This window comes from Pseudomonas sp. PDM02, assembly GCF_014852285.1.
Taxonomy (GTDB): Bacteria; Pseudomonadota; Gammaproteobacteria; order Pseudomonadales; family Pseudomonadaceae; genus Aquipseudomonas; species Aquipseudomonas migulae.
This window is the reverse complement of sequence record NZ_JACVBL010000010.1, coordinates 210,908-224,583: the sequence shown is the minus strand read 5'-3', so window position 1 is coordinate 224,583 and position 13,676 is coordinate 210,908. Positions and strand designations below refer to the sequence as shown.

13 protein-coding genes are annotated in these 13,676 nt (G+C 61.9%); 6 read left to right on the top strand and 7 right to left on the bottom strand.

Annotated elements, in window-relative coordinates; all coding sequences use genetic code 11:
* The first annotated feature begins 75 nt into the window (after positions 1-75).
* A complete protein-coding gene (locus IB245_RS19300) occupies positions 76-1,296 on the top strand; it encodes a helix-turn-helix domain-containing protein (protein WP_192228371.1) in 1,221 nt (406 codons plus the stop codon).
* 35 nt (positions 1,297-1,331) lie between these two features.
* Positions 1,332-1,964 (top strand): glutaminyl-peptide cyclotransferase, encoded by a 633-nt coding sequence (locus IB245_RS19295; RefSeq protein ID WP_192228370.1) that lies wholly within the window; start codon positions 1,332-1,334, stop codon positions 1,962-1,964.
* A gap of 30 nt (positions 1,965-1,994) precedes the next feature.
* Here IB245_RS19295 and IB245_RS19290 read toward each other — a convergent pair whose 3' ends face one another.
* Both IB245_RS19290 and IB245_RS19285 read right to left on the bottom strand, forming a co-directional pair.
* The gene (locus tag IB245_RS19290; protein ID WP_192228369.1) at positions 1,995-2,855 is read right to left on the bottom strand and encodes a CAP domain-containing protein; all 861 of its coding nucleotides are present in this window, start codon (positions 2,853-2,855) and stop codon (positions 1,995-1,997) included.
* A 333-nt stretch (positions 2,856-3,188) separates the two neighbouring features.
* A complete protein-coding gene (locus IB245_RS19285) occupies positions 3,189-4,091 on the bottom strand; it encodes a LysR substrate-binding domain-containing protein (protein ID WP_008033861.1) in 903 nt (300 codons plus the stop codon).
* Between the two features lie 107 nt (positions 4,092-4,198).
* Between IB245_RS19285 and IB245_RS19280 the strand changes: the two genes are divergently transcribed.
* Together IB245_RS19280 and IB245_RS19275 are read left to right on the top strand one after the other, a co-directional pair.
* Positions 4,199-5,596, top strand: a complete 1,398-nt coding sequence (locus IB245_RS19280; RefSeq protein WP_192228368.1) for an MFS transporter — start codon at positions 4,199-4,201, stop codon at positions 5,594-5,596.
* On the top strand, positions 5,593-6,867 hold the full coding sequence (locus IB245_RS19275) for a glucarate dehydratase family protein (RefSeq protein ID WP_008033863.1): 1,275 nt from the start codon (positions 5,593-5,595) through the stop codon (positions 6,865-6,867). The genes IB245_RS19280 and IB245_RS19275 overlap by 4 nt, the downstream gene beginning before the upstream one ends.
* On the opposite strand, the gene IB245_RS19270 is transcribed toward IB245_RS19275, so the two are convergent.
* The 3 genes from IB245_RS19270 to IB245_RS19260 all read right to left on the bottom strand — a co-directional run bounded on the left by IB245_RS19270 (position 6,851) and on the right by IB245_RS19260 (position 9,336).
* Positions 6,851-7,159 (bottom strand): hypothetical protein, encoded by a 309-nt coding sequence (locus IB245_RS19270; RefSeq protein WP_192228367.1) that lies wholly within the window; start codon positions 7,157-7,159, stop codon positions 6,851-6,853. The genes IB245_RS19275 and IB245_RS19270 overlap by 17 nt on opposite strands.
* A 156-nt stretch (positions 7,160-7,315) precedes the next feature.
* The gene (locus IB245_RS19265; protein WP_192228417.1) at positions 7,316-7,948 is read right to left on the bottom strand and encodes a response regulator; all 633 of its coding nucleotides are present in this window, start codon (positions 7,946-7,948) and stop codon (positions 7,316-7,318) included.
* Positions 7,949-7,974: 26 nt separating this feature from the next.
* On the bottom strand, positions 7,975-9,336 hold the full coding sequence (locus IB245_RS19260) for a cache domain-containing protein (RefSeq protein WP_192228366.1): 1,362 nt from the start codon (positions 9,334-9,336) through the stop codon (positions 7,975-7,977).
* A gap of 341 nt (positions 9,337-9,677) precedes the next feature.
* Here IB245_RS19260 and IB245_RS19255 point away from each other — a divergent pair, with 341 nt between their 5' ends.
* Positions 9,678-11,735 (top strand): carbon starvation CstA family protein, encoded by a 2,058-nt coding sequence (locus tag IB245_RS19255; protein ID WP_008024713.1) that lies wholly within the window; start codon positions 9,678-9,680, stop codon positions 11,733-11,735.
* Positions 11,736-11,749: 14 nt separating this feature from the next.
* Complete coding sequence (locus IB245_RS19250; RefSeq protein WP_007900300.1) at positions 11,750-11,947, top strand: YbdD/YjiX family protein; 198 nt, start codon at positions 11,750-11,752, stop codon at positions 11,945-11,947.
* Between the two features lie 115 nt (positions 11,948-12,062).
* On the opposite strand, the gene IB245_RS19245 is transcribed toward IB245_RS19250, so the two are convergent.
* Both IB245_RS19245 and IB245_RS19240 read right to left on the bottom strand, forming a co-directional pair.
* On the bottom strand, positions 12,063-13,259 hold the full coding sequence (locus tag IB245_RS19245) for an MFS transporter (protein ID WP_192228365.1): 1,197 nt from the start codon (positions 13,257-13,259) through the stop codon (positions 12,063-12,065).
* On the bottom strand, positions 13,256-13,648 hold the full coding sequence (locus IB245_RS19240) for a GlcG/HbpS family heme-binding protein (RefSeq protein WP_008039127.1): 393 nt from the start codon (positions 13,646-13,648) through the stop codon (positions 13,256-13,258). The genes IB245_RS19245 and IB245_RS19240 overlap by 4 nt, the downstream gene beginning before the upstream one ends.
* Between the last annotated feature and the right edge of the window lie 28 nt (positions 13,649-13,676).

The window sequence follows — 13,676 nt, the reverse complement described above, 5'->3', positions numbered from 1 at the left end:
CCTTACTCAGCTGCCGCGTGACTAGACTAACCAGGGTTATCGAACGGCAGGGGCGACAACCGTGGCGCTACTTTTATGGACTCATTGATCACCGCCGCAGCGCGGGCACTCGCGGCGGGTGATCCGCTTGGTGCGCTTGACCGGGTGGCGTTGCGTGACGATGCGCCCGCGCTCGCGTTGCGCGGCATCGCCATGGCGCAGCTCGGCGATCTGGTTCGGGCGAAAGCGCTGGTGAAAAGCGCCGCGCGCGCATTCGGGCCGAAAGAGCCGTTGGCACGGGCGCGCTGCGTGGTGGCCGAGGCCGAAATTGCGCTGGCTTCGCGTGACCTGGGCTGGCCAGTGAAGGCGCTCGAAACGGCACGCCTGACGCTTGAGGCCCATGGAGATCGAGTGAACGCCGCTCACGCGCGGTACTTGCAGATTCGGCGATGGGTGCTGATCGGTCGGCTCGACGAGGCGGACGTTCTGTTGGCCGCGCTGGATCCCGCACCGTTGCCGCCGGTGCTGCGCGCCGCCCATGAATTGGTGGTGGCGGGGATTGCCATCCGCCGCCTGCAATCGCAAACAGCCCGGCTTGCCCTGGCGAGGGCCGAACATGTCGCACGCGAGGCGGGTGTCCCGGCGCTTATCGGCGAAGTCGAAAACGCCGTTAACGTCCTGAATTCCCCGGCGGCGCGCCTGATCGCCCATGGCGAAGAGCGACCGTTGTGGCTGGATGAAGTTGAAGCCGTGCTCGGGTCGACCGCGTTGGTGGTGGACGCCTGCCGTTATGCCGTGCGTGGCGTTGGCATGTCGGTTTCCCTCGCCAGGCGCCCGGTGTTGTTCACCCTCGCTCGGGCGTTGGCCGAAGCGTGGCCGGCGGACGTATCGAGGGAAACCCTGATCCGCCGGGCGTTCCGCCTGAAGCTGTCGGACGAGTCTCATCGAGCGCGCTTGCGTGTCGAAGTCGGGCGCTTGCGTGCGGCGCTGAAACCCTTGGCGGGCGTCATCGCCACTCAACGCGGGTTTGCGCTGGTGGCGCTGGTTTCATCTGACGTAGTGGTGTTGGCGCAACCGGTCGAAGAACGACACGCGGCGCTGTTTGCCTTGCTCGCCGACGGCGAATCCTGGTCGAGTTCGGCGCTGGCGTTGGCGCTCGACACCAGCCAGCGCACGGTGCAGCGCACACTCGACGCGCTGGCGGCGGCGGGCAAAGTGCAGCCATTCGGACGTGGCCGGGCGCGGCGCTGGATGACCCCGCCGGTACCGGGTTTCGCGACGACCTTGTTACTCCCGGCGCCACTGCCGAGTGACTAGGATGAACGCCACGAACCCTTGAAGAGGTAACCGAGATGAAACACTCAACCGCAGAAATCCTCCGCGAATATGGCCCGTTCGCCGGTGTCGACAGCGTGCATGGCGTGACCTGGGACGGTGAGCGCGTCTGGTTTGCCAGTGGCGAAAAACTCATCGCCCTCGACCCGGCCAGCGGCAAGACCCTGCGTTCAATCGACGTCAGCGCCGATGCAGGCACGGCCTTCGACGGCCAGCACCTGTTCCAGATCGCCGCCGACCGCATCCAGAAAATCGACCCGCAGACCGGCAAAGTGATCAACACCATCCCGGCACCGGGTGGCGGCAACGACTCCGGGCTGACCTGGGCTGAGGGGACGCTGTGGGTCGGCCGCTATCGCGACCGGAAGATCCACCAGATCGACCCCGAGACCGGCGCGATTTTGCGCACGATCGAGTCCAACCGCTTCGTTACCGGCGTGACTTGGGTGGACGGGCAACTGTGGCACGGAACGTGGGAAGGGGATGAAAGCGAGCTGCGCCGCGTGGATGCCAAAACCGGGGAAGTGCTGCACAGCGTCAAGATGCCGACCGGAGTCGGCGTGTCGGGACTTGAGTCCGATGGCGGCGATCAGTTCTTCTGCGGCGGCGGTGGCAGCGGGAAGGTGAGGGCGGTGCGGCGGCCAGCGTGATGCATCACGCTGGCCATGGTGTGACCGGCCTCAAGGCGCTCCAAACAACATCGTCCAGTAAACCCCTTGGTCACTGCGCGCGTCCGTCGCGTAGGCGGCTCCCACTTGGGTGAACAACGGGCTCATCAGGTTGGCGCAATGTCCGGGGCTGGCGAGCCAGCCTGCCATTGCCTTGCTCGGTGAGCCTTGGCCTGCGGCAATGTTTTCGCCGATCTGGCGGCCACGGAATCCGGCAGCCCGCGCCCGGTCGGCAGGCATATCGCCGTCGGGATCGCGGTGTGCGAAGTAATTCCCGTAGGCCATTGCCTTGCTGTGGCCCTGTGCCGCTGCCCCGAGGCTGGCATTCCAGGCCAGTGGTCGGGCGGCGGCAAAGCGCTGGCGCCCGCAGAGGCGCGGTTTTGCCCGCGCGGCGTTGACCTGGGCGAGCAACGCCTGGCTGACGGCTCGCTTGTCGCTCATCTGGCTGTCCAGCACCGGCCGCGCCAGCACCACTTGCCATTCGCTGCGGCTGCGGCTGACGCCGATATCGGCGTATTGGCTATCCAGCAATGCCGAGCAGTAATCGCTCTGCAGCAGGTCGAAGGCCTCTTCGGCATCTTGCGCGCCGACCACGCGCAGGCTGCGCACGGTCACAGCCTGATAACCGGACGCTTTCAACCGGTCCCGCAAGCCGCCGCCGTAGCCGACCGGCAAGGCCAGATTCGATTTCAGCGCCAGCGGTGCCAAGCGTTGGGCTGGACGCCGCTCGCAGCGCTGCGGGTGGGCGCGGTAATCGTTGATGGCTTCCACCAGTTGCCGTTCCGCGCCGGCGTGGGCGGGGCGGGTGGTAATGGAAAGCAAGGTAAACAGGCACAGCGAAGTCAAGCGCAAGGCGTGGGCGGTTTGGCGCATGGAGGGACAGCTCTGAAGAGATGGCAGCGGTTAGGGGAGGAATTGGCGCCGCTGTAAGACTGGGGAGTTGAAACAAGGTTCACGGGGCAGGAGTGCATATTTACCGGCGACTTCGTGTGTCCGACAGACGTACCTTCACCGCTACATCTTCAGGTGCAAGGATTGCCGGCGATGGCGATAACACAAATGTCTTCGCGGGCAAGTCGGGTCGCCGCATCGCACGCTCCTACAGGGTTGGTGTCGTTCACAAAATTGTGTTTCAACTCAAACCCGTAGGAGCGAGGCTTGCCCGCGAAGACGGCAGCACAAACACCGACGAAATCAGCTCAGCCCTCACAACCCCCAGCCTTCACGAACAGCCGTGCGAATCCCTTCCAGCAACATCGCAAACGCCGGGTTGTCATTGTTCTCGCGCCAGATCAGATGCAACTCGCTCTGCACACCTTCCCCCAGGTCGATATCGCGAAACACCACGTTCTTGAACACCACGCTGCTGGCGCACCGCGGCACCAGCGCCAGGCCCATGCCGGCGTTGACCAGCGCCAGAATGGTCAGCGACGAGCCCAGCCACTGCACGTATTCCGGGGCGACGCGGGCCGAGCGCAGCATGCCGGTCAGCAGTTCGTTGAACGGTGGGTAGGCGGCGTGGGAGTACATTAGAAACGGTTGAGCATCGAGGTCTTTGACCGACACGGTTTCGGCGCTGGCCAATCGATGATGGCTGGGCACGGCCAGGACAAACGGCTCGCGCACCAGGCACTCGGTGGCATATCCCGGTTCCAGCAACGGCGCGCGGACGATGCCCAGGTCGATACGGCGGGCGCGCAGGGCTTCGTGCTGTTGGTAGGTATTCATCTCCGACAGGTCGATTTTCACGTGCGGTTGCTTGAGGCGGGCTTCGGCGATGACCTTGGGCAGGAATTCATACACCGCGCTGCCGACAAAACTGATGTTGACCGTGCCGATATCGCCCTCGGCAAAACGCCGGGCGGTGGCGGCGGCTTGCTGGGCACGTTCGAGCAGGTTCTGCGCTTCGATGAAGAAGGCGCGGCCGGCGGCGGTCAGGGCGACGCTGCGGGTGGTGCGGGTGAACAGCTCGACGCCCAGGTGATGTTCCAGCAGCTGAATCTGTCGGCTGAGCGGCGGCTGGGTCATGTTCAACCGTTCGGCGGCGCGCCGGAAGTTCAGTTCGGTGGCCACCGTGGTGAAGCAGCGCAGTTGGGTCAGTTCGAACATTGATCTAATCCAGGTATCAATCGAATGCCAAGTTAGATTAGACGGGATCAATGTCGGCGTCCATGATCGGCGCGTCCCTAAAAAAACAATGAACGGGAGTCGCCCCCTTGAATACCCTCCAGAGTCCGCCCGATCCAACTGTGCTCGCCCGCGCAGCGGCCAAGGTGAAGCGCCATGTGCTGCCGCTGTTCGTGGTGATGTTCATCGTCAATTACATCGACCGGGTCAACATCGGCTTCGTGCGCAGTCACATGGAAACCGACCTCGGCATTGGCGCCGCGGCCTATGGCCTCGGTGCCGGGCTGTTCTTCATCGGTTACGCAATCTTCGAAGTCCCCTCCAACCTGCTGCTGCAACGCTACGGCGCCCGCGCCTGGCTGACGCGCATCATGTTCACCTGGGGCGCAGCGGCCATGGCCATGGCGTTCGTGCGCGGCGAAACCAGTTTCTATGTGCTGCGCTTCATCCTCGGCGCGGCCGAAGCCGGTTTCTTCCCTGGCATCATTTATTACTTCACCCAATGGTTGCCGTCGACCGAACGCGGCAAGGCCATGGCGATCTTCCTCAGCGGCTCGGCCATTGCCTCGGTGATTTCCGGGCCGGTGTCCGGTGCGCTGTTGCATGTCAGCGGTTTCAGCCTGCACGGCTGGCAGTGGATGTTCCTGATCGAAGGCTTCGCCTCGATCGTGCTCTGCGGGTTTGTCTGGTTCTGGTTGCAGTCCCATCCACGCCAGGCGAATTGGCTGAGCGAGGAAGAAAAGGACGCACTGGTGGGCGCCATCGCCCTCGAACAGCAGGCCCGCGAAGCCACGCAGACGGTCAAGCCGTCGATGTTCAAATTGCTCGCCGACAAGCAGATCGCACTGTTCTGTTCCATCTACTTTTCCATTGCCCTGACCATCTACGGCGCGACGTTCTGGCTGCCGAGCATGATCAAGAAAATGGGCAACCTCGGCGACTTCCAGGTCGGCCTGTTCAACTCGATTCCGTGGATCATTTCCATTGTCGCGATGTACGGCTTCGCCGCCATGGCCAGCAAATGGAAATACCAGCAGGCCTGGGTCGCCTTGACCCTGGTGATCGCTGCGTTCGGCATGTTCATGTCCACCACTGGCGGGCCTGTCTTCGCCTTCGTCGCCATCTGTTTTGCCGCGATTGGTTTCAAGGCCGCCTCGGCACTGTTCTGGCCTATACCACAGGGCTATCTGGATGCGCGCATCGCCGCGGCGGTGATCGCGTTGATCAACTCCATCGGCAACCTTGGCGGCTTCGTCGCCCCGACAGCGTTCGGTTTCCTCGAACAGAAAACCGGCTCCATCGAGGGCGGTCTCTACGGGCTGGCGGCCACCTCGCTGGTGGCGGCGGTGGTGATCTTCTTTGCCCGCACCGCCCCGCGTGGTGATCCCGTTCGTGCGCTGAGCGGCCAACCTGCCGACATCGCAGCGTCAGAAAAATCAGTCAGTCATCAAGCCTTGAGCTCAGGTCCAAAGGGAGCAGCCTCTTGAAAATCAAACGAGTCACCGTCACCCCCATCGCTTTCCGTGATCCGCCGCTGCTCAACGCCAGCGGGATTCACGAGCCGTTCGCGCTGCGTTCGATCATCGAGATCGAGAGCGACAATGGCTACATCGGTCTCGGTGAAAGTTACGGCGATGCGCCGGCGCTGTTGATCCAGCAGCAACTGCAATCGCAATTGATCGGTCTCGATCCGTTCGACCTCAATCAACTGCGGCGCATCGTCCAGGCCACCGTGGCGGCGCACAAACCGGCGAGCATTGCCGGCGCGGAACTGGCACCGGGCTCCCATGCCAGCAAAGCGGTGAGCAATGCGTATTCGGCGTTCGAAGTGGCGTTCCTGGATTTGCAGGCGCATTCGTTGAACGTGCCGTTGGTGGACTTGCTGGGCGGGGCGATTCGCGACGAGATTCCGTTTAGCGCCTACCTGTTTTTCAAGTACGCGCAGCATGTCGATTCACCCTACAAACCGGACAATTGGGGCGAGGCGCTGAACGAAGAGCAGATCGTTGCCCAGGCACGGCGGATGATCGAGGCCTACGGCTTCAAGAGCATCAAACTCAAGGCCGGCACGCTGCCGCCGGAGCACGAAGTGTCGTGCATCAAGGCGCTGAAAAAGGCCTTCCCCGGTTACCCGCTGCGCATTGACCCGAATGGCAACTGGTCATTGGAAACGTCGATTCGCATGGCTGAATTGCTGGGCGATGACCTGCAATATTACGAAGACCCGACACCGGGCCTCGACGGCATGGCCGAGTTGCACAAACGCACCGGGCTGCCGCTGGCGACTAACATGGTGGTCACCGATTTCGACGAGTTCCGGCGTAGCGTGGCGTTGAACAGCGTGCAGATTGTCCTCGCCGATCACCATTACTGGGGCGGGCTGCGCGACACGCAGGCGCTGGCGAAAATGTGCGACACCTTTGGTCTTGGCGTGTCGATGCACTCCAACTCGCACCTGGGCATCAGCCTGATGGCGATGGCGCATGTTGCGGCCGCGGTGCCCAATCTGGATTACGCCTGCGACACGCATTACCCGTGGCAGGAGCCGGATGAAGAGGTGATCAAGGGCGGCAAGCTGCCGATCGTCGATGGCTGCGTGAAAATCACTCGCGCCCCGGGGTTGGGTCTTGAACTGGATCACGATCAACTGGGCAAGCTGCATGACCAATACCTGACCTGCGGCATCCGCCAGCGCGATGACGTAAAGCAGATGCAGCGTTACAAACCGGACTGGAAGGCGGTCAAACCGCGTTTTTGAACTCGGTCAGCAGGCGTTCAATCTGTGCCAGTTCCCAGGTGCTGAGCAGACTGACCGGGTCGGTGCCGTAACGTTGCCAATTGTCGAACAGGCCCTCGCGGCCGTCCGGGCTCAGGCAGCGTTGGCAGCGGCGCAAGTGGTTGTCGTTGATGTCGAGGGTCAGCTGCCAACCCTCGATGTCGACTTGCACCAGGCCGGATGCGGAAGGTTCGCCGATCAGCCGCAGGGGACGAACCTCCAGGGCGGCGTCGCGCAATAGCTGGTAAATCTCGCGGGTGGTCAACGGTGGCACAGGTGTCTCCGGTGGCTCAGATAAAAAATCGGCAACGACACCCATCCTGTAGGAGCCGGCTTGCTGGCGATAGCGGTGGGTCAGCCAACCTGTTTTTTGCTGACACTCCGCCATCGCCAGCAAGCCGGCTCCTACAGGGGGGAGTGTTCAGCAGGTTTATGGGGAAATGATCCCGTGGTCGATGGCGTATTTGACCAGCGCCGCCGGTTTGTCGATGTTGAGTTTGCGGCGGATGCTCAGGCGATGGGTTTCAACCGTGCGCACGCTGATGTCGAGGTCACGGGCCATTTCCTTGTTGTTCATCCCCTGGGCCATTTTGTACAACACCTGGCTTTCACGCGGCGTCAGCTCGTTGTCGGTACTTTTATCAGCAATGAGCCGCTGGGCAATTTCCGCGCTGTAGAACGTGCCGCCGCTGGCAATGGCTTCGATGGCGGCGATGATTTCCCGTGACGGCGCGTTCTTCAGCACATAGCCGCTGGCACCCGAACGCACGGACTCGCTCACGTATTCATAATTGTCGTACATGCTCAGCACCAGCACTTTGAGCGACGGGTACTGGCTGCGCAGCAACCGGGTCAGCTCCAGCCCGTTCATGTCCTTGAGGCTGATGTCGACCAGCAGCAGGTCAGGCTGGCAGCGTCCGACCATCTCGATGGCGTCCGCGCCATTCTCGGCTTCACCCACCACTTCCAGCGGGGGCATGACGGACAGCAGCGCCTTGATCCCGTCGCGAACCAGGGAGTGATCGTCGACCAGGGCGACGCGGATCGGGGAGGGCAGGTTTATCACGGGCATTCACTCTTATTGTCTGATCAGCGTTTTGTGCCGGGCATTTTCATGGGCAGCAGCACGTCCAGCTCACTTCTTCCCGGCACCGAGATCAGCTCGAACCGGCCGCCAAAGTGCTCGACACGCTCACGGATATTACGCAGGCCGATGCCGGCATGGCCACGTTCGACCTGGGCGACGTTGAAGCCGATACCGTCATCGATCACCGTCAGCCGGATGGATTCTTCAGAACCGTGCAGGTTGATGGAAACGTTTTTTGCCTGTGCATGGCGTTCAATGTTGGTCAGGCCTTCCTGCACAATGCGAAACAACGAAACCGCCGCGCCATCGACCAGATGGCAGTCGAATTCGTTGTCGTTATAGGTCACGGTGAGGCCGCTGCGTTGCTCGAATTCCTCGGCAAGTTGACCGATGGCCGCCGACAGCCCCAGGGTGTCGAGCAAGGATGAGCGCAGGTCGTGGGAGAGGCTGCGCACCTCGCCAATCGCTTCGCCGAGTCGTTCCGTGGCCTCTCTTAAAATACTCAAACCCTTGTCTTGTCCATTCTCCAGCACATGGCTGGCAAGTTCGAACTGGAACTTGATGGAGACGAGCACCTGACTGATGCCGTCGTGCAGTTCACGGGAAACCCGCGAGCGTTCTTCCTCCTGCAAACTGACGATTCGCTGGGTCAGGCGTTGCAGTTTTTTGTCGGCCAGACGGTGCTCGCTGACGTTCAGTGTCATGCCGCTGGCAAACACGAACAGCACCGCCACGAGCGCCACGGCGGCAATCGCCAGCATGGTTTTGCGGATGCCCTGGGCCACCTCGTCACGCGCCTGTTGGGTCGCGCGTTCGACGTCCTCAAGGTAAATGCCGGTGCCGAGCATCCAGCCCCAGCGATCCAGCATCACCACGTAGGCGAGCTTGTCGGTTACCTGACCGGAAGACGGCTTGTTCCAGGCGTAGCGTTGAAAGCCTTCGCCCGATTGCGCACTTTTGAGCAAAGCCTGAATCACCGGCAGGCCGTGCGGGTCCTTCATGTCCCACAGGTATTGGCCGACCAGTTCCGACTGCCGCGCGTGCATCAGGCTGCGACCTTCGCGGTCGTACACGAAGAAGTAGCCATTGATGCCAAAGCTGAGTTTGCGCAGTTCTTCCAGCACGCGTTGCTGGGCGTGCTCATCACCGTGGCCGTCGTCGTACAGCGGCGCGATCAGGCTTTGCGCCATTTCCACGTAGTTTTTCAGTTCGGCGCGCTTGCTCGCCAGGATGCTGTCTTCGATCAATTGCGCCTGTTGATCACCCACCTGGCGGTTCAGGGAAATCACCAGCCCGCAGATGACAGCGATCGCCAACACCAGCGGCAGAATCCCGAGCGCGACGATTTTGTGTTTGAGCTGCATCTGGGCTCCTGTCCGGATCGGGGGAAGGCGAAGGCCGGCATCATATGCCAAAGATGCGCACGTCCAGTAGCGCTGCTGGACGGAATGACCGGACAACGCCGAATTGTAGGAGCCGGCTTGCTGGCGATGGCGGCGTGACTGATACACCGCGTCGCCTGGATCGCCAGCAAGCCGGCTCCTACAGGTTTTACAGTTTCTACGTAGAACTACGTAGAGGGCGCGTACGTAGTAACGCGGATTTATTTGTAGACGGCATGCGCGGATATTGGGCCAGCTCCGCACAGCGGACACAATTATAAAAATTACCGCCGCAGTCACAAGCTGTCGGCAGGAGACACGCTATGCCCCGTCTGGCTAAACACCTCGCCTGGTTTGCCGTGGCTGTTCTGGGAGCGTTTGCGCTGAGTGTCGTGGCCCTGCGCCGCGGCGAAGCGATCAACGCCCTCTGGATCGTAGTCGCAGCCGTCGCCATCTACCTCGTCGCATACCGCTATTACAGCCTGTTCATCGCCAACAAGGTGATGCAACTGGACCCCAATCGAGCCACTCCCGCCGTACTCAATAACGATGGTCTGGACTACGTTCCGACCAACAAGCACGTACTCTTTGGTCACCACTTCGCAGCCATCGCCGGCGCAGGCCCGCTGGTCGGTCCGGTGTTGGCGGCGCAGATGGGCTATCTGCCCGGCACGCTTTGGCTGATCGCCGGCGTGGTGCTGGCCGGTGCGGTTCAGGACTTCATGGTCCTGTTCATGTCCACCCGCCGCAACGGTCGCTCCCTGGGCGATATGGTCCGCGAAGAAATGGGCCGCATCCCCGGCACCATCGCGCTGTTCGGCTGCTTCCTGATCATGATCATCATCCTCGCGGTGCTGGCGCTGATCGTGGTCAAAGCCCTGGCCGAAAGCCCTTGGGGCATGTTCACCGTGATGGCGACCATCCCGATCGCGATGTTCATGGGCATCTACATGCGCTACATCCGTCCGGGTCGCATCGGTGAAATCTCGATCATCGGCGTGTTCCTGCTGCTGGGCTCGATCTGGCTGGGCGGGCAGATTGCCGCTGACCCAGTGTGGGCCAAGGCCTTCACCTTCACCGGCATTCAAATCACCTGGATGCTGATCGGCTACGGTTTCGTTGCCGCGGTACTGCCGGTGTGGTTGATTCTGGCACCGCGTGACTACCTCTCCACGTTCCTGAAAATCGGCACCATTGTGGCATTGGCGATCGGCATTCTGATCACCATGCCCGAGCTGAGAATGCCGGCACTGACCCAGTTCATCGATGGCACCGGTCCGGTGTGGAAGGGCGGTATGTTCCCGTTCCTGTTCATCACCATTGCCTGTGGCGCGGTATCGGGTTTCCACTCGCTGATCGCTTCCGGCACCACGCCGAAGCTGCTCGCCAGTGAAGGTCATGCCCGCTACATCGGTTACGGCGGCATGCTGATGGAATCCTTCGTCGCCATCATGGCCATGGTTGCGGCATCGGTGATCGATCCGGGCGTGTACTTCGCCATGAACAGCCCAGCGGCGATTGTCGGCGCGGATGCTGTTTCGGTTGCGCAGACCGTCAGCAGCTGGGGCTTTGCAATTACCCCGGAAGCGCTGCAAGCAGTGGCCAAGGACATCGGTGAAACCACCATCCTGGCCCGTGCCGGCGGTGCACCGACCCTGGCGGTCGGTATCGCGCAGATCCTGCACCACGTCCTGCCGGGTGAAAACACCATGGCGTTCTGGTACCACTTTGCGATCCTGTTTGAAGCGCTGTTCATCCTGACCGCAGTCGATGCCGGTACCCGTGCCGGTCGCTTCATGTTGCAGGATTTGCTCGGCTCCTTCGTGCCGGCGCTGAAACGCACCGAATCCTGGACCGCCAACCTGATCGCCACCGCCGGTTGTGTGGCGATGTGGGGTTACTTGCTCTATCAAGGCGTGATCGATCCGCTGGGTGGCATCAACACCTTGTGGCCGCTGTTCGGCATCTCCAACCAGATGCTGGCCGGTATCGCGCTGATGTTGGCGACGGTTGTGCTGATCAAAATGAAGCGCCAGCGCTACGTCTGGGTGACCATGCTGCCAGCGGTCTGGCTGCTGATCTGCACCACCACCGCCGGCTTCATCAAGCTGTTCGACGCCAACCCGGCCATCGGCTTCCTCGCGCTGGCCAAGAAGTACAGCGACGCCTTGGCCAACGGTCAGGTACTCGCTCCGGCCAAGAGCATCGAGCAGATGCAGCACGTGATCTACAACGCCTACACCAATGCGACGTTGACCGCGCTGTTCCTGTTGGTGGTGTTCAGCATCCTGTTCTTTGCCCTCAAGGTCGGCATTGCCGCGTGGGGAACCAAGGAGCGCACGGATAAAGAAGCGCCATTCCAGGCCCTGCCGAATGCGTGATCGAGGAGTGCAGCATGTTCAATGACCTGAGTCGCCTCGGTAAATACCTCGGTCAGGCCGCGCGCCTGATGGTCGGCATGCCCGACTACGATACTTACGTCGAGCATATGCAGACCAAACATCCGGACAAACCGGTGATGAGTTACGAGGTGTTCTTCCGGGAACGCCAGGAAGCGCGTTACGGAAGCAAGGCCGGGCCAAAGTGCTGTTGATGCACGAGGCTTGAGCAACACACCACTGTAGGAGCCCGGCTTGCCGGCGATAGCGATCTTCAGGACGCCATCGCCGGCAAGCCGGGCTTCTGCTTTTGTGGTGTTCGCCATTGCACTATGCAAATTGCTCAAGCGAGTCTTTTCGGTTGAGCGACAGCAGCCAGATCAGCGGCAACTGCGCAAGGATCACGGTCACAACACCAGCCCAGGGCGTGAGAGCCATTTGCCCATTGGCGACCAGGGCACTGCCGCTGGTTTCGCCCAAGGCTATACCGAGGTTGAAGGCCGAAATGTTCAGCGCCGAAGCGAACGCCACGGCGTGCGGGGTATAGCGTTCGGCGGTGGCCAGCATGCCGGCCTGGGCGGCGGGAGAGAGACCGAACGCCAGCGCGCCCCAGAAAAACAGCATCACTACCATCGGCAGTTGATAGGGCAGCAGCAGTGCGACCGCCGCCAGCACGAGTGTCAGTAGCACAAAGATCATTCGCAGCGCCGATTGCCAGCCCATCGTGGCCGCGAGTCGGCCCCCGACCAGATTGCCGACCAGGGTCGCAGCGCCGAATACGACCAACAACAAACTGGCGGTCGCGGTGGAAAAGCCGCTGATGTCGGTGAGGATCGGGGTGATAAAGGTGAAGGCGGCAAAGCTTGAACCAAAACCCAGCACGGTCACGGCCATCATCGCCAGAATGGCCGGGTGCCTGAGTGCCGCCAGCTGAGTGAGAGCTTTGCCCGACGGCGGTGTCGGTACGTTCGGCAACCACCGCGCACTGGCTATCAAGGCCAGGGCAGCCAGCAGCGCGACCGCATAAAATGGCAGCCGCCACCCCATCGCGTTACCCAGGATGCTGCCAATCGGCACACCGATGACCATCGCCAGCGTCAGGCCGGCGAACATCACGGCAATGGCTTTGCTTGCCTGTCCCTTTGGCGCCAGGCTGGCGGCGACGGTGGCACCAATGGCAAAAAAGCTGCCATGAGCAAGCGCGGTGATGATGCGTCCTGCCAGTAACCAAGGGTAATCGGTGGAGAGCGCTGCCAGCAGATTCCCGCCCAGAAACACCGCAATCAACGCCAGCAGCACCGGTTTGCGCGGCAGGCGCGCCAGTGCCAGAACGGTCAGCGGTGTGCCCAGTGCCAGCGCCAATGCGTACAGCCCGACCAGGCTTCCCGCGCGCGCCAGTGGGATGTCGAGGTCAGAGGCGATAGCCGGGAGAATGCCGACGACAATGAACTCGGCCATTCCGATAGCGAAAGCGGTCACCGCCAGCGCCACCACGCCAGGGTGAATACGTTGCGTGGTCGGGTTCATGGACGACCCGCTGCCTGCAGGGCAATCACCTGATCCGCCTCGACGGTCGCCCCGGCAACGCCAACGGCGCCGATGACCTTGCCGTGTTCATCACGCAACACCACGCCACCGCCAAAGCTGATCAGGCCGCCGTTGGTAGCCTCCAGCGAGTAAATGGCTCCGCCCGGTTGCGCTTCCATACCCAGTTCGGCGCTGTCGGTGCGAAACAACGCAGCCGTGCGTGCTTTCTTCAGCGAAACATCGATGGCGCCTGGCACAGCGTCATCCATGCGCACGAAATGGCGCAGAAGTCCGGCATCGTCGACCACGCTGATGCAGACGGCGAAGCCTTGATCACGCGCCTGCGCTTGTGCACGGTTAATGACCTGCTGGGACAATTGCTCAAACATTCGGGACTCCATTGAATAAAACGACAGG

What these genes read in the sequence shown, in the direction of transcription:
- IB245_RS19300 (WP_192228371.1), top strand. Translation starts at nt 76, where the DNA reads ATGGACTCATTGATCACCGCCGCAGCGCGGGCACTCGCGGCGGGTGAT.
- IB245_RS19295 (WP_192228370.1), top strand. Translation starts at nt 1,332, where the DNA reads ATGAAACACTCAACCGCAGAAATCCTCCGCGAATATGGCCCGTTCGCC.
- IB245_RS19290 (WP_192228369.1), bottom strand. Translation starts at nt 2,855, where the DNA reads ATGCGCCAAACCGCCCACGCCTTGCGCTTGACTTCGCTGTGCCTGTTT.
- IB245_RS19285 (WP_008033861.1), bottom strand. Translation starts at nt 4,091, where the DNA reads ATGTTCGAACTGACCCAACTGCGCTGCTTCACCACGGTGGCCACCGAA.
- IB245_RS19260 (WP_192228366.1), bottom strand. Translation starts at nt 9,336, where the DNA reads ATGCAGCTCAAACACAAAATCGTCGCGCTCGGGATTCTGCCGCTGGTG.
- IB245_RS19255 (WP_008024713.1), top strand. Translation starts at nt 9,678, where the DNA reads ATGCCCCGTCTGGCTAAACACCTCGCCTGGTTTGCCGTGGCTGTTCTG.
- IB245_RS19250 (WP_007900300.1), top strand. Translation starts at nt 11,750, where the DNA reads ATGTTCAATGACCTGAGTCGCCTCGGTAAATACCTCGGTCAGGCCGCG.
- IB245_RS19245 (WP_192228365.1), bottom strand. Translation starts at nt 13,259, where the DNA reads ATGAACCCGACCACGCAACGTATTCACCCTGGCGTGGTGGCGCTGGCG.
- IB245_RS19240 (WP_008039127.1), bottom strand. Translation starts at nt 13,648, where the DNA reads ATGTTTGAGCAATTGTCCCAGCAGGTCATTAACCGTGCACAAGCGCAG.